This window comes from Roseicitreum antarcticum (genome assembly GCF_014681765.1).
Taxonomy (GTDB): Bacteria; Pseudomonadota; Alphaproteobacteria; order Rhodobacterales; family Rhodobacteraceae; genus Roseicitreum; species Roseicitreum antarcticum.
Genome location: NZ_CP061502.1, coordinates 53,909 through 74,146, shown reverse-complemented (window position 1 = coordinate 74,146; position 20,238 = coordinate 53,909). Strand labels below are relative to the sequence as shown.

At 64.9% G+C, this 20,238-nt stretch carries 20 protein-coding genes; 10 read left to right on the top strand and 10 right to left on the bottom strand.

Annotated features, from left to right (window positions below; all coding sequences use genetic code 11):
* Nucleotides 1–13: 13 nt before the first annotated feature.
* Both H9529_RS18895 and H9529_RS18890 read right to left on the bottom strand, forming a co-directional pair.
* Nucleotides 14–880, bottom strand: a complete 867-nt coding sequence (locus tag H9529_RS18895; RefSeq protein WP_092889103.1) for a (2Fe-2S)-binding protein — start codon at nucleotides 878–880, stop codon at nucleotides 14–16.
* 298 nt (nucleotides 881–1,178) lie between these two features.
* A complete protein-coding gene (locus tag H9529_RS18890) occupies nucleotides 1,179–2,330 on the bottom strand; it encodes an AI-2E family transporter (RefSeq protein WP_176847086.1) in 1,152 nt (383 codons plus the stop codon).
* A 260-nt stretch (nucleotides 2,331–2,590) separates the two neighbouring features.
* Here H9529_RS18890 and H9529_RS18885 point away from each other — a divergent pair, with 260 nt between their 5' ends.
* From H9529_RS18885 to H9529_RS18875, 3 genes are all read left to right on the top strand, one after another.
* Entirely contained in the window at nucleotides 2,591–3,016 is a 426-nt protein-coding gene (locus H9529_RS18885; RefSeq protein WP_092889108.1) for a DUF883 family protein, read from the top strand.
* Nucleotides 3,016–3,411: a hypothetical protein gene (locus H9529_RS18880; RefSeq protein ID WP_092889111.1), complete on the top strand. Its 396-nt coding sequence runs from the start codon at nucleotides 3,016–3,018 to the stop codon at nucleotides 3,409–3,411. Before H9529_RS18885 ends, H9529_RS18880 begins: the two co-directional genes overlap by 1 nt.
* Nucleotides 3,412–3,504: 93 nt before the next feature.
* The gene (locus H9529_RS18875; protein WP_092889113.1) at nucleotides 3,505–3,687 is read left to right on the top strand and encodes a PLD nuclease N-terminal domain-containing protein; all 183 of its coding nucleotides are present in this window, start codon (nucleotides 3,505–3,507) and stop codon (nucleotides 3,685–3,687) included.
* Nucleotides 3,688–4,030: 343 nt separating this feature from the next.
* Here H9529_RS18875 and H9529_RS18870 read toward each other — a convergent pair whose 3' ends face one another.
* From H9529_RS18870 to H9529_RS18855, 4 genes are all read right to left on the bottom strand, one after another.
* On the bottom strand, nucleotides 4,031–4,228 hold the full coding sequence (locus H9529_RS18870; RefSeq protein ID WP_092889116.1) for a CsbD family protein: 198 nt from the start codon (nucleotides 4,226–4,228) through the stop codon (nucleotides 4,031–4,033).
* A gap of 330 nt (nucleotides 4,229–4,558) precedes the next feature.
* Nucleotides 4,559–6,271 (bottom strand): sensor histidine kinase, encoded by a 1,713-nt coding sequence (locus tag H9529_RS18865; protein WP_092889119.1) that lies wholly within the window; start codon nucleotides 6,269–6,271, stop codon nucleotides 4,559–4,561.
* A 32-nt stretch (nucleotides 6,272–6,303) separates the two neighbouring features.
* Complete coding sequence (locus H9529_RS18860; protein WP_092889122.1) at nucleotides 6,304–6,924, bottom strand: sigma-70 family RNA polymerase sigma factor; 621 nt, start codon at nucleotides 6,922–6,924, stop codon at nucleotides 6,304–6,306.
* Nucleotides 6,921–7,103, bottom strand: a complete 183-nt coding sequence (locus H9529_RS18855; RefSeq protein WP_092889125.1) for a NepR family anti-sigma factor — start codon at nucleotides 7,101–7,103, stop codon at nucleotides 6,921–6,923. The genes H9529_RS18860 and H9529_RS18855 overlap by 4 nt, the downstream gene beginning before the upstream one ends.
* A 230-nt stretch (nucleotides 7,104–7,333) precedes the next feature.
* Here H9529_RS18855 and H9529_RS18850 point away from each other — a divergent pair, with 230 nt between their 5' ends.
* Nucleotides 7,334–8,149, top strand: coding sequence for a response regulator (locus tag H9529_RS18850; protein ID WP_092889128.1), 816 nt, complete (start codon nucleotides 7,334–7,336; stop codon nucleotides 8,147–8,149).
* 210 nt (nucleotides 8,150–8,359) lie between these two features.
* Nucleotides 8,360–8,533, top strand: coding sequence for a DUF1328 domain-containing protein (locus H9529_RS18845; RefSeq protein ID WP_092889131.1), 174 nt, complete (start codon nucleotides 8,360–8,362; stop codon nucleotides 8,531–8,533).
* A gap of 122 nt (nucleotides 8,534–8,655) precedes the next feature.
* Here the strand turns inward: H9529_RS18845 and H9529_RS18840 are convergent, their stop codons facing one another.
* The 4 genes from H9529_RS18840 to H9529_RS18825 all read right to left on the bottom strand — a co-directional run bounded on the left by H9529_RS18840 (nucleotide 8,656) and on the right by H9529_RS18825 (nucleotide 12,997).
* A complete protein-coding gene (locus H9529_RS18840; RefSeq protein ID WP_092889134.1) occupies nucleotides 8,656–9,498 on the bottom strand; it encodes a fumarylacetoacetate hydrolase family protein in 843 nt (280 codons plus the stop codon).
* A gap of 225 nt (nucleotides 9,499–9,723) precedes the next feature.
* Nucleotides 9,724–10,614: a lysylphosphatidylglycerol synthase transmembrane domain-containing protein gene (locus H9529_RS18835; RefSeq protein WP_176847089.1), complete on the bottom strand. Its 891-nt coding sequence runs from the start codon at nucleotides 10,612–10,614 to the stop codon at nucleotides 9,724–9,726.
* A 20-nt stretch (nucleotides 10,615–10,634) separates the two neighbouring features.
* Nucleotides 10,635–12,287, bottom strand: a complete 1,653-nt coding sequence (locus tag H9529_RS18830) for an alkaline phosphatase family protein (RefSeq protein WP_223814428.1) — start codon at nucleotides 12,285–12,287, stop codon at nucleotides 10,635–10,637.
* Nucleotides 12,284–12,997, bottom strand: a complete 714-nt coding sequence (locus H9529_RS18825) for a CDP-alcohol phosphatidyltransferase family protein (RefSeq protein ID WP_176847092.1) — start codon at nucleotides 12,995–12,997, stop codon at nucleotides 12,284–12,286. Before H9529_RS18825 ends, H9529_RS18830 begins: the two co-directional genes overlap by 4 nt.
* A 260-nt stretch (nucleotides 12,998–13,257) precedes the next feature.
* On the opposite strand from H9529_RS18825, the gene H9529_RS18820 reads away from it, so the two are divergent.
* From H9529_RS18820 to H9529_RS18800, 5 genes are all read left to right on the top strand, one after another.
* Complete coding sequence (locus H9529_RS18820) at nucleotides 13,258–13,815, top strand: cytochrome b (protein ID WP_092889262.1); 558 nt, start codon at nucleotides 13,258–13,260, stop codon at nucleotides 13,813–13,815.
* Complete coding sequence (gene mdoH, locus H9529_RS18815) at nucleotides 13,815–16,445, top strand: glucans biosynthesis glucosyltransferase MdoH (RefSeq protein WP_092889143.1); 2,631 nt, start codon at nucleotides 13,815–13,817, stop codon at nucleotides 16,443–16,445. The genes H9529_RS18820 and mdoH overlap by 1 nt, the downstream gene beginning before the upstream one ends.
* A gap of 171 nt (nucleotides 16,446–16,616) precedes the next feature.
* On the top strand, nucleotides 16,617–17,609 hold the full coding sequence (locus H9529_RS18810) for an ABC transporter substrate-binding protein (RefSeq protein ID WP_176847093.1): 993 nt from the start codon (nucleotides 16,617–16,619) through the stop codon (nucleotides 17,607–17,609).
* Entirely contained in the window at nucleotides 17,602–18,468 is an 867-nt protein-coding gene (locus tag H9529_RS18805; RefSeq protein WP_223814427.1) for an ABC transporter ATP-binding protein, read from the top strand. The genes H9529_RS18810 and H9529_RS18805 overlap by 8 nt, the downstream gene beginning before the upstream one ends.
* A 117-nt stretch (nucleotides 18,469–18,585) precedes the next feature.
* Complete coding sequence (locus H9529_RS18800; RefSeq protein WP_092889150.1) at nucleotides 18,586–20,235, top strand: ABC transporter permease; 1,650 nt, start codon at nucleotides 18,586–18,588, stop codon at nucleotides 20,233–20,235.
* The last annotated feature ends 3 nt before the right edge of the window (nucleotides 20,236–20,238 follow it).

Genomic DNA, 20,238 nt, shown 5'->3' with positions numbered 1-20,238 from the left:
ATGCGCGGTTCGGTCACGCTGCGCGGCCTTTCGGCCCCTGCGTGGTGCCGTAGATGAACCCCTTTTCCTTCAGCCAGCGGCGATAGGCGATGGACGAGGCATCAGCGCGGGTCGGCGTTTCCATCCGGGGTTCCAGTGGCAACAGCCGGGGACGCTGGTTTTCCAGAATGATCCGATCTTGAAGGAAAATCACTTGCTGGAACCCGATCAGGTCGCGCTGCGCAGAGGTGTCGTCGATCAGGAACATCATCGTATGCGCGCGGCACAAGTCCGGTGCAAGCGGCTGCACAAAAAGGCAGATCACGTCCCAGCGGTCGGGGGCGGACGGAGAGGTTTTGTAAAGCATCACCACCAGGGGCCGCGCGACCCGGTACATATACTGGATGTCGATCGCGTCGGTGGCCGACAGCGCGGCCTTTGGCTGCACGAATGTGCAGTCTGTCGCCCAGACTTCATCCACGTCACGCCGGATCTCGCAGCGGTAGTTAAACACTTCGGTATGTGGCTCTGATCCCAGGATATTGGTGTGCACAAAGGGGAAATGCGCCATGTCCAGAAAGTTCTCGACAATACGCAAGCCCGATGCCCGTACGGTGACGCCGCCGCAGGGCACATGCGTGCGATCCGGTTCGGCGGCCTCGGGGATCGCGGGTAGGCCAGTGCCGGGGTCGCCGAGGGTGGTCCACAGGTGGCCAAAAGCTGCAAGATGTGGCAGCGCCCGGTTCGTTGCCGCCACCGTAAAGTCGGAGCCTTTCCTGCGGACCGTAAGGGTCTGGCCCAGCAGGGTATTCTGGCTGCCGCCCTGCGGCACCACTTCCAGCGGGTTGAGGCAATACCATTGATCCAGCGCGGCCCGGCCTGGCGTTTCCGTTTGTGTCATTGCGCGCTGCTTTCGTTCACTCAGGGTATGTGCTGCTGAGATTGGGCGCGCCGCCCAGTGTCTGTCAACCGATGCAGCTGCCCGTCCCAGCTTTCCATACAGAATGCGCCTTTTGGGACGGCACGTCCGCGGCGCAAATAGGCATACCTGCGCCGGCTGTGCTGCCGCGCCAGCTTGCTGCTGTCGTCAACGGGCGCCCGCTTGACGCCACATGCCGCGCGCAGCGCTTACGGGCGCGGCGGATCCGTCATCTGGACGGCTTCATCACCCTGCCCCGGATACCGGATTGTCGCTGACCTTAGAGGTTCGGATCAGGTTTTGCTGATGTCGTGGTGCCAGAGCCCTCGGATTGCGCACCATAGAATGCACTGTGCCGGTAGCGCGTGTAGACGAAGCGTGACAGCACCCCCAGCACTGCTGCGAGCGGCACCGACAACAGCGCGCCGACAAAGCCGAACAGCGACCCGAAGGCCAGCACCGCGAAGATTAGCCAGACCGGGTGTAGGCGGATCGAATTGCCCACCAGACGGGGCACCAGGATCTGTCCCTCCAGCACTTGCCCAAAGGCATAGATTGCCACGACTGCGCCGATCAGTTGCGGCGCGTCCCAGAATTGATAGACCGCCAGCCCGATCGCGAGTGCCCCGCCGACAAAGGCGCCAACATAGGGAATGAATGAGATTAACCCGGTCACGACACCGACTGCCAGCCCATAGTTCAGCCCCGCCAGCAGCAAAGCGACCGCGTAGAACCCAGCCAGCAGCAGGCAAACGACACTCTGCCCGCGCACGAAGCCCGACAGCACGTCATCCATATCGGCCAGCAACTTGCAGATCGTGTTCAGGTGATGGCGCGGAATTGCGTCATAGACGGTTGTGGTCAGGCGTGGCCAGTCTACCAGCAGGTAGAACGCGACCACCGGCATGACGACCCAGAAAAGCACCAGTCGCGACAGGCCTGAAAGCCCCATGCTGAGCCCCGAAAGCACTTGGTCGCGGTTCTCTGACACTGCGTCGGCGGCATCGCTGAGCATTTCGCGCACGTCATCGGCATCGCTGTTCACGAAGCGCGGCGTGCCTTCGCCGATCCAGGACTTGAACTGCGCAAAGATGTCAGGCAGCGCTTCAAATAGATCGTAAAGCTGGTTCAACAGCGTCGGCACGATCAACGCGAGCCCCGCGACCAGTGCGCCCAGCATGAGGAACAGCAGCCCTGCCGCCGCGACAGGCCGCGGCACGCGTCGCGCAGCCAGCCATGTTACGGTAGGATTCAGGAAATAGGCCATGAGCACGCCGATAAAGAATGGCGTGACGATGCCTGAGAGCATCCACAGCGCGCCGAGCGTCAGCAGGCAGATGGCCAGCCAGAATGTGGCCTGTGCCACCCAACTGGCGCGGATCTTTCGTGCCGGGCGCATGGCATAGGCGGTTTCGGGTCTGATCTGTGCCATGGAACCTTTCGGCGGAACCTTTCCGCGCTGGGGGCGATTGTGGGGGTGTAACGTCCCTCGGCGGGCAAAGGTTCCGTCGCGACACGTTGCGGCGGGCGGCTTGAACCGTTCGGGGCCGCCGCCAACAGCGCGACATTGGCAGGGAACCAGAAGCCAGCGCGCGCGTTGTACTGACATCCCCCCATGGGGCAACACAAACCCCGGGGCCTGCAAGCACGCACAAACGCGCGCCAGTGGCCCCAGTTGAAAGGACCAGCGATATGGACAAGAAAGCCGACACTCAGAAAGTCGAAGCCCGCGCGCAAGATTTGGCAGATGACGCGAAAACCGCTGCGCGGAGTGCTGGCAACCGCGCCAGATCTGCGGCCGACAACTTGGCCGCCGACGCGCGCGACGCTACGGACGATTTGTATGAACAATTCGAGACGCTGAAGAAGGACATGGCGCAGTTGACCCAAGCCATAGGCAAGCTGGCCACCAGCCGCGCTGATGAGGCTGTGGCCTATGCCGGGTCAGCGCGCGAACACTTCACCGATGCCGCCTCGCAGAGGCTGGAAAAGGCGCAAGCCAGCGTGAATGAATACGGCACCCGCGCCGAAGGCTATGCGCGTGAGAACCCGGCCCAAGCAATGGGTGTGGCTGCGGGCGTTGGCTTTCTGGCCGCTATGTTGCTGGTACGCCGCTAATGCTGGAACAGCTTGCCGCGTATCGTCACGCCGCCGGACAGGCGGTGCAACTGACCGCCCGCCGCGCCGCGTTTTATGCGGTGGGCTCTCTGATGTTGCTGGTTTGTCTGGCGATGTTCTCGGCGGCGGGTTGGCTGGCGTTAGCTGATGCGTTTTCGCCCCTTGTGGCGTGGGTGTCGCTGGGTTGCGGGTATCTGGGCATTGGTATTCTGGCGCTGTTGATCGGCTCTGGCGTGCCGCAACCAAAAATGCCCCCCCCGCCCCGCCAAGCGCAGCATGCTGCTGCGGGAACCGGCGATCCGCAGGCTTTTGCCGCAATGCCCGCGCTGTTTGGCGCGTTCATGTTCGGGTTTTCCACCTACATGAAATTGCGAAAGTCACCGCCGCGCCCCTGAGCCGTGCGCCGCGATTGTCCGCTGGATGACGCTGCGCAAGACGGGCCGCTGATACCGATTTTGGAAAATGGTTAAAGATCGAGGAATAATCTCATGAATGCGAATTACACCGGGTTTCTGGGACTTGTGCATCTTGCACTGGTGATTTGGGCGGCCGTTTCGATCCTGGGATCGGGCGCATCACAGGGCAAGAAAGTGCTGTGGATCCTGTTGGTGCTGGTCTTCCCGCTGGTCGGGTTGGTCATCTGGTTTCTGGCCGGACCCAAGAAGGCCTGAAGGAAACACCTATAAGACCAAAACCTACAAAGCCGCATCGTGCCAGTCTGGCGCGGTGCGGCTTTTTGGTGAATGTCGCTGGTGATCCGGCGCCCTTTGACGATAACCTGAATGCGTTGTGCGCGACACCGGCTTGGGCTGTGGGGGCTGCTACGACACCAAAGGCGCGACGGGCTGTCCTGCCATTGGACGGGGTTTGTGGTAGCGCGAGAACCGGCTGCGCAATCCGATCAATGCAGCAGCGCAAAAGAAAGCCCGCAGGCCGGGCCTGCGGGCAAAGAGGCGCGTAGTGCACGCCCATTGAAGTGCCGGGCGTGTGTAGGTCGCCCGGCATGTATTTGGCTCAGGTCCGGTTGGACCATTCGTCGACCTGCTTTTCAGCTTCTTCGCGGGAAACGCCATAGGCTTCCTGAATCTTGCCGGCCAGCTGGTCGCGCTTGCCTGCGGCGACGTCAAGGTCGTCATCGGTCAGCTTGCCCCAGTTTTCCTTTGCGGATCCCTGCAGCTGCTTCCATTTACCTTCGATTTGATCCCAGTTCATAAGAACCTCCTTTGCATGAATGCGTTATACCGTGACAACGTGCAAAGCGGGCTTCGGTTCCGTTCAGGCCCGGCAATGTGCGGTGCCAGATAGATGTTTCCCGAGAGCGATGCGGCCATCCCATACTTGCGAGACGTGATGGTATAGTGTTTGCCGCTTAACGACGGGGCGGACGTGGGGCACAAGGCGCCCGCTGGTGTCTAACCGCAGCTTTGGCCTGAGGTGGTGGCAGGTTTTGCCCCGTGGCGCGTATTGGGTTTAACCGCTGTCGCGCGCGGCGATCTGACCACTTGTTTCGTATCCCTTTGGCGCGCCAGACACAGCAGGTGACTATCCGCCGCGTTTCTGTGGGGCCAAAGGCAGTTGCACCGCGACCTGCCAACCGGAGCCGCGGCTGTCGTCGGTCGGGCCCATCTCGATCTCGGCGTCAATCTGTTGTGCGAAGGCGGTCATCAGGTCGCGGCCCAGCCCCATCCCCTCTACGCAATCCTCTGCCGGGTAGCATGTATTCCAGACCACCAGCCGCGCCCCTGCGTCGTTCTCCTGCAAGAACACATGCATCCGCCGTTTGCCGTCCGGTCCCTCGGTCACATATTTCAGCGCATTGGTCAGCGCCTCGGTGAAAAGCAGCGAAAACGGGATCAGATTGGCCTGCGGCACCGTGATATGCGTGATGTCGGCTTCGGTTTCCAGATCGGGGCTGTCGGTGGTGACCATCGACACCGCATCATTCATGATCTGGTTGAAGATCCGGGCAGAGTCCTGCTCGGTGATCTGGTCCAGTTCATATAGCGTTCGGTGGATCGAGGCGAGGCTGCGCACCCGTGCCTGGACACCATGGATGATGTTGCGTGCCATGGGGTCGGTCACTTTGCGCACCTGCAAGTTCAGGATCGAGGCGATGAGCTGCAGGTTGTTTTTCACCCGGTGGTGCACTTCTTGCAGCAGCACGGTCTTTTCTTCCAGCGCCTCAGCAGCGGAGTTCTCATTGCGCCGGATGATCATTGCCATCTTGGAGATTGTGCCGTTCAGCTCTCGCAATTCGGTCGGGGCTTCCTGGGACAGCGCTGCGATATCGTTGCGATCCCCCAGCGCGAAACGGCGCACCTGTCGGTTGATCTGCTGCAAATAGCGCACGACAAGCAGGTTGACCGCCAGCATGACCACGACCACCGAGGCCAGCCACATGACCACGGGAATAGCCAAACGCCAGATAAATGGCCCCGAAGCAAGCTCCAGCTGGTTCGCATCCCAGCTGCCAAGCGCGAAAAGCTGACCGGGGATTAGCTGGGCGACGGTGAAGTGGCGGGTATCGCCGCTGCGGCTGGGCTCAGTATACACCCCCTCGCCCTCAGCGACGAGGCGTTGCAACTGGTCGGCCGGCGGCAGCTGGGCGATTGCGTCGGCAGCGAGTTCGCCGATCAGCACGTCGCCGGTTTCGTTGAGCAAGAAGGTGCCGCGCGGCGCGGTTTCCGGGTCAGGTTGTGTCGAAATCCGCCGGAAAGCGACCGAGGATACCGATAGGACCATGAATCCCAGCAGGGTATCGTCGTCATAGACCGGGCTGGTTGCAATGGTGACGGGCATGCCGCTGATGAGGCCAGACTGGTCGAAGTTCAGCGTCTGGCGTGGGTTCTCGATCTGATCGCGCAATCTGGCGCTGGTGCCCAGATCCAGCGGTCCGCCCTCGGACACACATGCCATCCGGCCCTCGAGATCCGTGAAGCCTGCCACCGTGAAAAACGCCGTGCCCTGAACATAGTCGCGCAAGATTTCGGAGCACGCCGCGGGATCACCACGTTCGGCAATGATCGCCCGCCCCAGCGCGTCGCTGGCCAGCAAGGCACTGCGCAGCAAGGCCGCCTGCCCGCCGACGGCGTCGCCGGTCTGCGCAATCAGCGCCGAGGCCTGTGCATCAGTTGCCACCCTCGCGCCCTGCCATTCGGAATAGATCGCAATCGCCCCCAGCGGCGCAAGGCCCAGCGTCAGAAGGATTGCCAGACGCGCCGAAAGCCGGTGCGGGAAACGGGCAAATTTCATCATGTCAGTCGTGATTTCCTTATTGGTGCGCAGCGTCAGTTTCCTGACGCCACGCCCATAGCTGCGGTGACAGCCGATTGTTCTGCCAGTGTCATCGCATCGTCCATGTCAAGGTGGAGCATCTTTGCCAGCGCCTTGCGGCCCCGGTTTGCCCGGCTCTTGATGGTGCCAGGCGCGCAGCCGCAGGTCTCCGACGCTTCCTCGACCGTGAATCCCAGCGCGCCGACAAGGATTAGCGCCTCGCGCTGTTCGACGGGCAATTTGTGCAACGCTGCCTGCAATTCGGTCAGCGCCATTCTGCCATCGTGGTCGGGCCGCGAGGACAACTGCGCGACCATCGCACCATCGGGGTCGGGCACTTCGCGCATCCGCTTTCGCCGCAGCGACAGATGTGCGTTGCGCAAAATGGTGAACAGCCACGCGCGCAAGTTGGTCCCTTCGCGGTACTGCCCGAACTTGGTCCAAGCCTTCAGCACGGTTTCTTGCACCAGATCGTCGGCCAACGCGGTTTCGCCGGTCAAGCTGCGGGCATAGGCGCGAAGGCTGGGCAGATGCTGCACGATCTCTTCGCGCGGATCGGCGGCACCTGACGTGTTGGCGGGCGCGGCAGCTGCTTCGGCATCACGGGCCTGTTCAGGGAGGAACGCGGCCGTCATCGCGCATCACCGCTGCGGCCCAGGTCCTTTTGGCGCAGCTGTTCAAGGAGGCTCATCAAATCGTCGGGCAGGCCTTCTGCGTCGACGTCACTGTAGAGACGTTTCAGGTTTTCATCGATCTGCCGCGCCACTTCGCTGGGAACGGCGTCATCTTGTCTGGGGCGTTTCTTTTGTGTCATGGTATCATGGTCCTGCCATTCTTCTTACTTGAGCGGATATCGTGATCCGGGTTGGTTTCATCGCCGCAGGGCTGCTGCGCCTTTACGTGCCGACGCCAATATCCCTACACGATTTTTTCAACCTGTCTTGGAACCAAACGCATCACCATGCGTTGGGTTCCCGCGATTGGCAGATAATTTTGCGCGGCCAGTATTTCTGGTAACGCCTCAACCACGAAGTCCAAACCCTGATGCAGGAGGATACATTCATGTCGATGTCGAAGCAGGTGGCACAACAATTGCCTTACTTGCGCAGGTACGCCCGTGCGCTGACCGGCTCTCAGACCACCGGCGACAGGTACGCCGCCGCCACGCTGGAGGCGATTTTGGCCGACTGCGCGCTTCTGAGCACCGAGATTGATGTGAAAACCGCCCTGTTCCGGGCGTTCCACACGGTCTGGCAGACGACTGGCACCCCGATCACCGAACAATCCGACGAGCAAGGGGTCGAGGGGCGGGCGCAATCCCTTCTGGGCACTTTGACGCCCCACACCCGCGAAGCCCTGTTGCTGCGCAGTCTGGAGCAATTCTCTTACCAGCAGATCGGCCAGATCATCGACGTCAGCGGCACCGATGCACAAGAACTGGTCGCGATCGCCTATTCCGAAATGAACCAAGCCGTGCGCGGCAAGGTGTTGGTCATCGAGGATGAGCCGTTGATCGCGCTGGATATCAGCCACATCGTGACCGACATGGGTCATGAAGTGACCGCGATCGCCCGCACCCGGTCCGAGGCTGTGCGCCACGGGCTGGAACAGCGGCCCGACCTCATCTTGGCAGATATTCATCTGGCCGACGATTCCTCGGGGATCGATGCGGTGAACGACCTCTTGAAGCATGATGCGGACACCCCGGTCATCTTCATCACCGCCTATCCTGAGCGCTTGTTGACCGGTGAAAAGCCGGAACCGGCGTTTCTGATTACCAAGCCGTTTGAATCCGAACAGGTCCGCTCGGCAGTGTCGCAGGCGATGTTCTTCGCCTCGACCCAGACCCTGAACGCCTGAACCGATCCGCCGCTCTCGAGGCGTCACATCAAAATGCTTCGGCGCCCCCGGCTGATATCAGCCAGGGGCGTTTCGCGTTTTGAGGCAGGGTGTTCTGCCCGGTTTGGCGGATGCCCGCACTTCCTGCCCGGCGCGGGGAACCGGATGCGGTGTGGATCGTTTCCTTCTCATAGGCCGTATCAGCGGCGCCAATGATGAAAGGAATAAATCATGCTTGGGTGGGCACTTACATTTTTGATCGTCGCACTGGTCGCGGCTGCACTGGGCTTTACAGGCGTTGCGGGTGCGGCGTCGTCTATTGCGCAGATCCTGTTTGTCATCTTCTTGGTCTTGTTCGTGATTGCGATGGTCGCACGGGCCGTGCGGGGTCGCCCGCCGCTCTGACAAGGCAACGCCGGGTCCCCATACTGAAGGCCCCTGGCAACATCATCGGACCCGCGCAGCCCCTGTGGCGCGCGGGTCTTTTGCATGCGCCACGGCGAAATCGGCGCGAGCGCGCGGTGGCCTCAATCGGCCACGACCGCTTGCCGCTGTGCGCCCAGCCCGTCGATGCCCAGTTCCACCACATCGCCCGGTTTCAGGTAGCGCGGCGGTTTGCGGCCCATCCCCACCCCCGGCGGTGTCCCGGTCGAGATCACGTCGCCCGGGTGCAGCGACATGAACTGGCTGAGATAGTGCACCAGAAATGGCACGGTGTAGACCATTGTTGCGGTCGTACCTTTCTGCATGCGTTCGCCGTTCACATCCAGCCACATGTCCAGCGCCTGTGGGTTTTCCACCGCGTCGCGCGTCACCAGCCAAGGGCCGATCTGGCCGAAATTGTCGCAACTTTTGCCCTTGGTCCATTGCCCGGAACGTTCGATCTGGAAAGACCTTTCCGAGACATCGTTCATCACCGCATAGCCCGCAACATGGTCCATCGCCTCGGCCTCGGTGACGTATTTCGCCGGTTTGCCGATGATGATTGCCAGCTCGACCTCCCAATCGGTTTTTTCCGCACCGCGTGGGATAATGATCGGGTCATCTGGCCCGCAGATAGCCGAGGTCGCTTTCATGAAGATCACGGGTTCTGGCGGGACGGCCATCCCGCTTTCGGCCGCGTGATCGGCATAGTTCAGGCCGATGCAGATCACCTTGCCGGTGCCCGACACCGGCGCGCCCAGACGGGTGGCGCCATCGACGATTGGCAGTGCTGCGTGGTCTGTGGCGGCAATCCGTGCCAGCCCTGCGGGCAGAAGCACCTCGCCCGCCAGATCGGGGACAATGGCCGACAGATCCCGGATGGTGCCGTCGCTGTGCAAAAGGCCGGGTTTTTCTGCGCCCCTGGCGCCAAAACGGAGCAGTTTCAAGTGGTGGTCCTTCCTGTTGCGCGCCGCTCGGTCTTGAAAAGGGGACCAGACCCGGGGGCAGGCATGGTGAAGATGCAGATCGCCGGGGCGAGAGGTATGTGCCGGATGCTGTGCAGCGTACTGCGGCCGCGCCTCTTGTGACGCCGTGTTCCCTATGCCTCCGCCCTGCGCACCCAATCGTTAGCCTTACAGGGCGTACCGGGCGCGTCAAGCGGCGGTTGGCTGTCAGGTGGCCTTCAGGGGCGCGCGCAGCGCGACGATTCCGGGTAGCGCGGCCAGCAGCGCCGCGATGCCGAAAACAACACTTGCTGCGACGGCATGGCTGGGCGCTGCGCCTGCCAGTGGCCAGATCGCGGCGGCGGCCCCCTCGCGCAGGCCCCAGCCGTTGACTGAAAGCGGGATCAGCATCGCGCTCAGCGCCAGCGGGATCACGAAAATAGCCGCCACCGGACCCAGCGTCAGGCCGACCGCCTGTGCGGCGGCCCAGAAGCCGCCCAGGTTGCATGCCAGAATGGCAAGGCTCAACCAGAGTTGCCGCCGCCAGACCCCGGGGCTGACCCATGCGTCGGCGAGAAGACGCAGCATGCGCCCGATGCGGCCCGTCGGCTGCGATGCGGGCCGTTGCCCGGCGTTACGTATCACCACGATCATGCCATAGCCGCCGGCAACAAGCGCAATCGCCCCGGCCAGTGCAGCTGGATGCGGCCAGAACCACGCCACCGCGCCGAGACCCGTCACGGCAAACAGCGCAATCTGGCCTGCCAGCCGCTCGATCACCACCGATTGTGCGGCCCGCCCCACCCCGGCTTGATGGCGCAGCCGTGCGATCCGCCCCAGATCGCCCAGCACGCCGCCGGGCAGTACCGTGTTGCCTAGCACCGACAGGTAGTATTCGCGCAACGCCTGTCCGCGCCCCACCTGAAGGCCGACAGCGCCCGCCGTGATCCGCCAGCGCGCTGCCGACAGCGCGATCTGGAGCGTCAGTGCGCCTACCGCCATCACAAGCCATGGCAGCGATACTGCCCGCAACTGCGTCACGATCGCCTCGGTGCCCAGCACGCGAAACACCAGAACCAGCGCACCCAGCGTGACGACCCAGCGCACCACAGCTAGCATCAGACCGCGCCCTGCCGCCTTCATGGTGCGTCCGAGGACAGGGCGCGCAGGATGACATCGCGCATTGCATCCATGCGCAGCGCGGGCGCAGCGGGATCGGGGAACATCCCAGCCTGCCAGCCAGGACCGTCGAACCGCGCGACCAGATCAGGCGGGCCGATGATATGCACCGGCACATCGAACCCGGTCACACCGGACACGAATCCTGCGGTTTGATGGTCGCCCAGCATGATGATCAGCGGTGGGTTGTCCGCATGGCGCGCCGCCCATGATCCCACGGTCTGTAGGCTGTAGTCGATGGCGCGGCGGTATTGTTCGCGCACCCGGTCATGGTCACGCCACACCACATCGGGGGGATCGCCCGAGGTCGCCCAAGGGTCGAAGACCGTACCGTCGCCCACGGCCTCCCAGTCGATCACCGGCGGGATCGGAACCCATGGCGCATGCGATGATACCAACGCCACTTGCGCCAGAAGTGGATCGCGCCCGGGCGTGCCTTGCGGACGCGTGCGCTCCAGCCGGTCCAGCGCGGTCAGGGTGAATTGGTCCGGCATGGTGACCCAGTTGAATGGTTGCCCCTCGTAGCCCAGATCGGGGGCGTTGTAGATGGCGTCGAAACCGAAATACGCGCCCTCGGGCCAAGGGAAGACATGTGCGGGCATGATCGCCACGCTGCGCCGCCCGCTGGCACTGGCATAGTGGAACAGGGTCTGGCGCTCGCTGGCCAGAAGGGCGCGGTAGCGGCCCTGATCGTCGAGCCACAACCCCGAGGCGACGGTGCCATGCGCCAGCCAGCTTTGCCCCCCGGTCATCGGCGCGACTGCCCAGCCCGACCGCATGGCAAGGCCCCGGCCGTCCAAGTCGGCGCCGATCTGGCGCAGGGTAGCGCTATGGGTGGGGCGGTAGAGCGGGTTGTCAAAGCTCGCCCGTCCATAGCTTTCGACGTAGATCAAGATCACATCGCGGTCGCCCGCAAGGTCAAGAAATGGACCGCCGCCCGCCATTGGATCTGTGCGCGCTGCCGTGCGGAAGGCGGCGAGTTCGGCGCGTGTCTCGGCGAATTGCATCACACGTTCCAGAGCGAGCCGGGCGGTGAAGGCGGCACCGGGGATTGCATCGGCGACAGGTGCGGGCAGGGACCACAGGCGCCGCGCTTGTCCGACCTCGGCCACCGCTGCCACCGTGGCGGGCAGGATCAGAATTGCCGCCGTGACGCGCAGCCAGCCGGGGCGGCCGTGCCGCGCCCAGACACCGGTGGCCCACCACAACATTCCGGCCATCAGTACCAGCGCGCCCAAAGCGCCCAAACCTGCCAGCATGGCCAGCGCCATGCCGAATGTGCCCTGCGCCAAGGTCCACCCCGCATGCAGCAGGTTGAGGTCCACCAACAGGTTGAACCCGCGGTTGAATGCGACAAACGTGCCAAAATCTGCCAACTTAAGCAGCGCAACCGCCATCAAGAGCGTTATCAGCACCGCGCGCAGCACGCGCCCCGTCCAGCCGTTTCCGGTGAGGACCAGCAGCGACAGGATCACCGGCAATTCCAGCGGAAAGGCGCGCAGTGCGCCCCATGTCATCGCGGCTGGATGGTTTGGCTGGATCAGCAGCAGATACAGCACCGCCGCAGCCAGGATGTGCCTTGCGATGGCTTGTGGCGCGATCCGGCCACTCATACCCCGTGCACCACATCCCGACGCGCATGCAGCGCCCGGATGTCGACCGCGAAGGACAGGGCCACCCCGGCCAGCAACAGTGCGGCCAACACCTCAGAGGCCGGGGGGGTCACTACCGGGGCCAGCAATACCACCTGCGCGATCATCTGTACCGCCGCGACTGTCTTGCGCCACATTGCATCGGGCAGCGCGCCGCTCAGCCATGGCCAGATCAGGCTGGACATCAAAAACGCGGGGCGCAGCGCGCCGAGCGTCAGAAACCAGACCCCCGCCTTGTCGGCTTGCCAGGCCAGCACCGCCAGAACAACCGCGAAGGCCACGTCGGATTCAACATCGAACCGCGCGCCGAAGGTGGAATTGAGGCCAGACCGCCGCGCCGCCCAGCCGTCCGCCAGATCCAGCGTCAACACCAATGCCGACAGCGCGACAAGCGCCCATCCCAAGGCTTCTGGGCCGCTCAGCGCGCCGGGCGCGGCGATCAGCCCAGCCATGACAGCGATGCCCGCCGCACGCGACAGGGTGATGACATTGCAAAGACCCAGCCGGGCGTGCGGGTATCTGCCGGGTGCCAAGCCGCGCAGCACCAAGGCGCCGCCTGCAAGGCAGATCATCAGCGTAATCATCGCCGGAACTATCGGTCCGCGTGCGCCTGCGGTCCCGGCCAGCGCAAAACTTCCCAGTGATGCCGCAGGGATGAGCAGGGTCAGCAACAACGCCGCCTGCCACTGAACGCGGCGGCGGGGCGGGGCAAGGACAACGGGGGGTCTGGCGCGAGCGCGGGCAATTTGTGACATGAGGTACAGATTGCTTGCGTTACATGATTGTCAACGCCGCATCGCGGCGATCACGTTTCTTTCATCTTTCGCGGCACGTCCATTTGTCGCGCCAAGGCTTGCCTTGCGCGCCGCTGCCCTATCTCATCTGGTTGGCAATGATAACACCCTGTGATGCAAACCGGAGGGCGGATAGCATGAACGCGACCTACGAGCGGCCATTGAAATATGCCGCAACCACCCGGCTGCTGCACTGGCTAGTGGCTCTCATGGTGCTGGCTATGATCCCCATCGGCATCTATATGCAGACCGAAGGGCTGCCGCGTGCCCAGCAGAACCTGCTGTTTGTCATGCATAAGAACGGTGGGGTGATTTTGCTGGCGCTGGTCCTGCTACGGCTGGTCTGGCGGGCCACGCACCGCGCGCCCTCGCTACCCGCTTCGCTGCCGCGCTGGCAGGTGCGGGCGGCGGGCCTGACGCAAGCGGCGCTTTATATACTGCTGCTGGTCATGGCGCTCAGCGGCTATGTTCGGGTCGCGGCGGGGGGCTTTCCGATCGAGATGCTGGATGCCATCGGCATGCCGTCGCTGGTACCCCGCTCGGACTCGCTGGCCGGGGTGGCAAAGACCATTCATTCCTATGCGCGCTTCGGGTTGATTGCGCTGGTCGCGCTGCATGTCGCGGCGGGACTGAAGCATCTGGTGCAGCGAGATGGGGTGTTTTCGCGCATCTGGCCGCCGGTCGGCGGGCGTTGATGAAGCGGGGCGCCCTCCTGCGCCGTTGGCAGATGATCGCCACAGCGGCGCTCAGCGCGCTGCTGGTTTTGGCGCTTTGGTACGGGCTGGACAGGGGCGCGACGCATCCTGGCCTCAGTGCGCTTGTGCTTGTGCTGTTCGCGGTCAATACCGTCTGGCTGGCGGGCACTGCGGTGACCGCGCTTATGGGGATGGCACGGGACACGGATGCTCGCGATCCGTCGCCGCGCGCAGTCGTGGCCCCTGCGCTGCCCGTCCGGCTTTCAGAACATGATGCTGCGCGGGACGAAGCGCCCGGTCCCTGCGCGATCCTGTGGCTGACCTGCGGTGAGGACCCCGCGCCACTGGCGCGCCGGATTGGTGCCATGCTGACGGGCCTGCGCCAGACGGGCCAGGATGCCGGTTGCCGGATTTTCGTGTTGTCCGACACCCGGGGTGCGGATGCGCGGGCACAAGAGGTGGCAGTGCTTGGCCCGCTTGCCGGGCAGATCACTTATCGCAACCGCACCGCGCCAACGGGCCGCAAGCCAGGCAATCTGCGCGACTGGCTGGAGCAGTATGGCGCGGGGTTTGAGACGATGCTGGTGCTGGATGCTGACAGCACCTTCAGCGCCACGCGGCTGGCCGAATTGCGTTCCCAGATGGCATGCGACCCGTGCCTTGGCCTTTTGCAATCCGCGATCCGGCTGCGCCCCGCGCCTAGCCGCTTCGCGGGGGTGCAACGCCTTTCCGGGCGCCTCTGCGGACCGGTTTTCGCGCGCGGGCTCGCGCGGCTGAGCGGCGATGCGGGCAATTACTGGGGCCATAACGCGCTGCTGCGTCGGGCAGCCTTCGCGCAGGTTTGCGACCTGCCGCCGCTGCCCGGCCGCCCGCCCTTCGGCGGCCCGGTCCTGAGCCATGATTTCATTGAGGCGGCCTACCTGCGCCGCGCGGGCTGGGCGGTGCAGATCGTTCCCGACAGCCGTGGCAGTTTCGAGGATGCGCCCGACACGATCGCCGCCCATCTGCGCCGCGATCGGCGTTGGGCGCAGGGTAATCTGCAACACCTGCTGCTGATCGCGGGGCCGGGGCTGCACCCGGCCAGCCGCCTGCATCTGCTGGCGGGTATCCAGAGCTATCTTTCCGCCCCGATCTGGCTGGCGCTTGTACTACTGACCGGGTCGGGCGCGGTGCATATGACGGGGGCGGCGCTCTGGCCCCTCGCGGGGACGATGGGGCTGTTGATGGTGCCGAAGCTGGCGGGTGCTGCGTCTTATGGGCGGGCGGCGCTTTGGCCGCGTCGCCGCCGTGTGATCTGGCGCAGCGTCGGGGCGGAACTGGTCTTGTCGACCCTGCTTGCCCCCCTCGGCCTGATCCGGCGTACTGGGGCGGTGCTGTCGGTGCTGTCGGGGCGCGACTGCGGCTGGGTGCCCGCAGGCACCTCTGGCCCGCGTGCGCTGGTCCCGGGCCGGGCCGAGGTGGCGTCCGGCCTGGCTATCCTGTTGGCCGTGACCCTGCCGCAACTGCTGATCGGCGGCGGCGCCAGCATGGTTGCGGAAGGTTTTGACACCGCGGCGCCGGGTAGCGGCGCCCCCGACACCGCGTCTGCGGTCGGATGGCGAAGCGCGCTGGTGGCTGCGCTGATGGTCATGCCGATTGTTGTTCCCTTGCTGGTCGCGCCCCGGTTGACCCGCTGGTTTGACGGCCCGCGGCCACAGCGCTGCGCAGCGGCGGCGTCCGGCGACCCGATCGCTGCTTATTACGACGCCAGCACCCGGCGTTTCCTGAAGCTGGGCGGAAGTGGCGCGGCGCTGGCCATTCACCGCCCACTCTGGGCGCCGGGCATCGCCGATGCCGAGGCCGCGGCAGCCCATGTAAACACCCTCGTCGCACGCGCTGCTGAGGACGCGCTGGGGCGCCCGCCGGAACGGGTGCGCGATCTGGGTTGCGGCGTGGGCGGCACCTTGCTGCAGTTGGCCACGCGCTGGCCGCAGGCCGAACTCAGCGGGCTGACCCTCAGCGCAGAGCAGGTGCGGCTGGCCGAGCGCCACGTAGCAGCACGCGGCATGGCGTCACGCATCCGCGTGCTGCGCAGTGATTTCGGCCTGCCCACCACCCTGCCCCGCGCCGATCTGGTGATCGCCATCGAAAGCCACGTCCATGCGGACAGCGCGGCTGGCTTCTTGCGCAGTGCGCACGCCCATATCGCCTCCGGTGGGGTGCTGGTTATTATCGACGACATGCTGGCGCACCCGGTGTCTGCGCTGGACTACCGGGCCGCACGGCTGGTCGCCGCCTTCCGGCGCGGTTGGCGGCTGGGCCATGTTACACCGGCGCAGGGGCTGGTCGCGGCGGCGGAGGGGATGGGTTATCGCCTTCTGGACCAGACTGATCTCAGCCCCATGCTGCGGCTGAACCGCTGGCGGGACCAGGCGCTACGGCTGGCCGGGCCAATGGCCGATACACTGGGGCTTGCGCGGGTTCCCCTCTTCGCCAACATGATCGGCGGCAATGCTCTGACGCAGGCGCATCGCGCCGGGATCATGTCCTACCGATTGGTCGTGCTGCGTGAAGCATCCAGTCCTGCCGCGACGCGGGATGTGCCCGACCGGCAGTTAACCGTTGATGCGTCCGGAAGAACCGCCGCCTGAGCAGCCCCCCTGACGCCCAAACCGCCTTTTCGCACGGCATCTGCGCGTACATCCGCCCGGAGCGGCATCACCAGGGAACTGAAAGTCAGCGGCTGGGTTGAAACACGGGGCATCGCCTCTATCCTTTTCTAACCGAACTTTCTCCAGCGAAGCAAACGAATGGGACACAACATGACCAGATTTGACATTTCGCGTCGGCACCTGATCGGCATGGGGTTGGCGGGCCTCGGCGGTTGGGCCGTTGGTGCGCGCCCCGCCATGGCGCAGCAACGCGATGTGGCGCTGCAGCTGTCGTGGCTGCATTCGGTGCAATTCGCGGGCAGCTATCTTGCGGATGAGCGCGGCTATTGGGCTGATCGCGGGCTGTCCGTGCGGCTGGACAGCGGCGGGCCGAACGCACCGGTCGAACCCCCCGTGGTCGCGGGCACGGCGCTGGTCGGTATCTCAGCCGCCGATTACACCGCTGCCGCCGTGCAGCAGGGTGCACCCTTCCGTATCATTGGCGTGGCGATGCAAAACAACCCCTTCGCCATCGCTTCGCTGCCCGGCAACCCGGTGAATACCCCCGCCGATCTGGAGGGCAAGCGCATTGGCATGGCCACCGCGAATACGCCGGTGCTGCGCACCCTGTGCACCCTGAACGATGTGGATTTCGACGCGATCACCATTGTACCGACGCAATACGATGCCGCCCCCCTGATCGCCGGTGAGGTGGATTGTCTGCTGTGCTGGTCTACCGATCTGCCGGTGTCGATGTTCGTGCGCGGCATCGAGAGCGTTACGATGCTCATGGCCGATTACGGCTACAAGTTGCACTCGCAAACCTACATTGCCACGGATGACTCACTGTCCAGCCGGCGCGCCGATCTGGTGGCCCTTTTGGCGGGTGAGGCGCGCGGCTGGTCCGATTACCTCACCGACACCGATGCCGCGACCGACCTGACGCTGGCGCGCTTCCCTGATGCAGGCCTCGACCGTGCCGCGCAGCTGGAACAGGCGCGCCGCCAAGTGCCGCTGATGTTTTCAGACCTGACGGAAGCGAACGGTTTTGGTTGGTTCACGGAGGAGACCGTTGCCGAGAATATCGAGACGCTGGCCCTGCTGGGCACCCCGGTAAGCGCCGATCTGTGGGACCGCAGCATTCTGGATGAGGTGCATGGCTGATACGGGTCCATCAGTCATGGCGCCTGCGGTTCCTGACCCCAAAAGCGACACGGCAGACGCCCGGCCCACGAACGCAGTGGCGCCGGGCATCGTTTGCTCTGATGTGTCCAAGACTTTCGGCGAAGGCTCCAGCGCAGTCGAGGTTCTGGCCCGGACCGACCTTCAATTTGCCGCAGGGCAGATGACTGCGCTGGTCGGCCCCTCGGGCTGTGGGAAATCGACGCTCTTGCGTATGGTGGCGGGGTTGGAGCCGCCCGGGACTGGCACGATATCTATCGGGGGGGCCAGCCCGCAGACGCTTCAGCGTCAGGGTGCGCTGGCCATGGCGTTTCAGGATGCCTCGCTGTTGCCCTGGCGCTCGGTGCGCGGCAATGTGGCACTGGCCCTGACACTGGCGCGCCAGCCCGCTGACCGCGCGGCGGTGGATGCGATGATCGCCCGCGTGGGCTTGGCCGGGTTCGAGGATTCGCGCCCGGCCGAGCTGTCGGGCGGGATGCGCCAGCGTGCCGCCATCGCGCGCTGTCTGGTCACCCACCCCCGGGTGCTGCTGTTGGATGAACCTTTCGGCGCTGTGGACGAATTGACCCGCGCGCGGCTGAACGCCGACTTGCCGCCCCTGTGGCGCACCGGGGCAACAACGACGCTGATGGTCACCCATTCCATCCGCGAGGCTGTGGTATTGGCCGACCGTGTCATCGTGCTGTCCAGTCGTCCCGCGCGTGTCGTGGCCGACGTGGCGGTGCCGCGCGACCTGACCCCGGGTGGCGAGGCCGCGCTGGCGCTGGAGGCGCGGATCAGTGCCGCGCTGGCGCAGGGCTGGGACGAACCCGGCGTTGCTGAACGCCACGCGGCGCAATAGGCCGGGGCCCCAAGCATGACATCAAGAAACGCCGCAACCCAGGGCGAAAGCCGAGGTGCTGCCTCCAGACCGGACGGGGAAAGGGCCGTTTCCGACGGCGCTGCGGCCCCCGCTTCGATGACTGGGACGCTGCAAGCGGCGTCGGCTTTTGGTGCTACCGCCGCGCAGGGTCACGGCGCGCAAGCGGGCGGGCGGAGCATTGAGGGCAACCCGGCGCTGCCGCTTTTTTCAGGAATTGCCGTCGCGCTTATGGTCTGGCAAGGGGCAGCTTGGGCGCTTGCTGGCAACTATCTGCTGGCCGGGCCTTGGGAGGTGGCGCACTACCTCGCCGAGAATACGGGGCTGATTGCGCGCGCGCTGGGTATCACGCTTACCAATGCGGGCTGGGGCTTTGTTGCGGGCAATCTGGCGGCGGTGGGGCTGGCGCTGATTGTGGCGCTGTTGCCGCGTGCCGCACCCGTGGTCGCGTCGCTGGCGCTGGTGGTGTTTTGCCTGCCGCTGGTGGCGACGGGGCCGATCTTGCGTGTTCTCTATGGCCCGGGGCCGGGGCCGCAGATCACGCTGGCGGCCTTGGCCGTGTTCTTTACGACTTTCGTGCCGCTGTTGGTGGGCCTGCGCGCCGCACCCGCCAGCCTGTTCGATCTGGTTCGCCTGTATGGGCGGGGCGCTTGGACGGCCTTCGTGCAGATCCGGCTGATGGCCGCCCTGCCCTATCTGATGGCGGGCCTGCAAATTGCCGCCCCTGCTGCCCTGCTAGGGGCCATGGTGGGCGAGTTCACTGGGGCGGAAAGCGGGCTGGGCGTGCTGACCCTGCGCGCGATGCGCGGCCTCGACACCCCTGCCACATGGGCGATCGCGACGGTGGCATCGGGTGCGGCGATGCTGGCCTATGGCGCGCTTGGCCGGATCGCGCACGCGCTGGCCCCTGCCCGGCCAGAGGTCCTTTTGGCCCCTCCCGCCGTCAGCGCCCCGGGTGGCGCGGGTATTCGGTGGCTGCGTGGCCCGGTTACGGCTGCGCTGACACTCGCGGTGCTGCTGGCAATCTGGTGGCTGGTGATGGAGGCGCTGTCCCTGCCGCGCTTCTTCGCCAAGCGCCCTGATGACCTGTGGACCTATCTGATTGCCGCGCCGCAAGCCGCAGCCAACCGGGCGGTGTTGTGGTCGGCGACGGCGCAATCGCTGGTCTATGTGCTGCCGGGCTATTTGGCGGGGCTGGCCTTGGGCGCGGGACTGGCCATGGCGCTGGCGCTGTCGCCCGTCGCCTCGGGCGTGCTGATGCCGGTGGCCGTGGCGCTGCGGTCCGTTCCCATTGTCATCACCGCGCCGCTGATTGTGCTGGCGCTGGGGCGTGAGAGTGTGGGGACTGTAACCATCGTGGCAGTGATGATCTTCTTTCCCGCGCTGGTCGCTTGCCTGCACGGGCTGCGACAGGCACCCGGGCAGGTGCTGGACGTGATGGCCACCTATGGTGCGGGCCGCTGGGCCCGGTTGTGGCATGCTCAGGTTCCTGCCATGCTGCCCGCCTTCTTCGCCGCCGCGCGCATGTCGGTGCCCGCTGCCGTGCTGGCGGTGACGGTGGCGGAATGGCTGGCCACTGGCACGGGGTTGGGCAACCTGATGGCGCTGACGGCCTCGACCTCGGATTACAACTTGCTGTGGTCGGCGGTGGTGGTCGTGGCACTGGGGTCCGCACTTGGCTATGCGCTGGTGGGCTGGGCAGAGCGTGCGGTGCTGGCCCGCGTCGCGCCCGAACAACTGAGGGGCTGAACC

What these genes read in the sequence shown, in the direction of transcription:
- H9529_RS18895 (WP_092889103.1), bottom strand. Translation starts at nt 880, where the DNA reads ATGACACAAACGGAAACGCCAGGCCGGGCCGCGCTGGATCAATGGTAT.
- H9529_RS18845 (WP_092889131.1), top strand. Translation starts at nt 8,360, where the DNA reads ATGCTTGGGTGGGCACTTACATTTTTGATCGTCGCACTGGTCGCGGCT.
- H9529_RS18835 (WP_176847089.1), bottom strand. Translation starts at nt 10,614, where the DNA reads ATGCTAGCTGTGGTGCGCTGGGTCGTCACGCTGGGTGCGCTGGTTCTG.
- H9529_RS18865 (WP_092889119.1), bottom strand. Translation starts at nt 6,271, where the DNA reads ATGATGAAATTTGCCCGTTTCCCGCACCGGCTTTCGGCGCGTCTGGCA.
- H9529_RS18870 (WP_092889116.1), bottom strand. Translation starts at nt 4,228, where the DNA reads ATGAACTGGGATCAAATCGAAGGTAAATGGAAGCAGCTGCAGGGATCC.
- H9529_RS18805 (WP_223814427.1), top strand. Translation starts at nt 17,602, where the DNA reads ATGGCTGATACGGGTCCATCAGTCATGGCGCCTGCGGTTCCTGACCCC.
- H9529_RS18855 (WP_092889125.1), bottom strand. Translation starts at nt 7,103, where the DNA reads ATGACACAAAAGAAACGCCCCAGACAAGATGACGCCGTTCCCAGCGAA.
- H9529_RS18800 (WP_092889150.1), top strand. Translation starts at nt 18,586, where the DNA reads ATGACTGGGACGCTGCAAGCGGCGTCGGCTTTTGGTGCTACCGCCGCG.
- mdoH (WP_092889143.1), top strand. Translation starts at nt 13,815, where the DNA reads ATGAAGCGGGGCGCCCTCCTGCGCCGTTGGCAGATGATCGCCACAGCG.
- H9529_RS18875 (WP_092889113.1), top strand. Translation starts at nt 3,505, where the DNA reads ATGAATGCGAATTACACCGGGTTTCTGGGACTTGTGCATCTTGCACTG.
- H9529_RS18820 (WP_092889262.1), top strand. Translation starts at nt 13,258, where the DNA reads ATGAACGCGACCTACGAGCGGCCATTGAAATATGCCGCAACCACCCGG.
- H9529_RS18860 (WP_092889122.1), bottom strand. Translation starts at nt 6,924, where the DNA reads ATGACGGCCGCGTTCCTCCCTGAACAGGCCCGTGATGCCGAAGCAGCT.
- H9529_RS18850 (WP_092889128.1), top strand. Translation starts at nt 7,334, where the DNA reads ATGCAGGAGGATACATTCATGTCGATGTCGAAGCAGGTGGCACAACAA.
- H9529_RS18810 (WP_176847093.1), top strand. Translation starts at nt 16,617, where the DNA reads ATGACCAGATTTGACATTTCGCGTCGGCACCTGATCGGCATGGGGTTG.
- H9529_RS18880 (WP_092889111.1), top strand. Translation starts at nt 3,016, where the DNA reads ATGCTGGAACAGCTTGCCGCGTATCGTCACGCCGCCGGACAGGCGGTG.
- H9529_RS18890 (WP_176847086.1), bottom strand. Translation starts at nt 2,330, where the DNA reads ATGGCACAGATCAGACCCGAAACCGCCTATGCCATGCGCCCGGCACGA.
- H9529_RS18885 (WP_092889108.1), top strand. Translation starts at nt 2,591, where the DNA reads ATGGACAAGAAAGCCGACACTCAGAAAGTCGAAGCCCGCGCGCAAGAT.
- H9529_RS18830 (WP_223814428.1), bottom strand. Translation starts at nt 12,287, where the DNA reads ATGAGTGGCCGGATCGCGCCACAAGCCATCGCAAGGCACATCCTGGCT.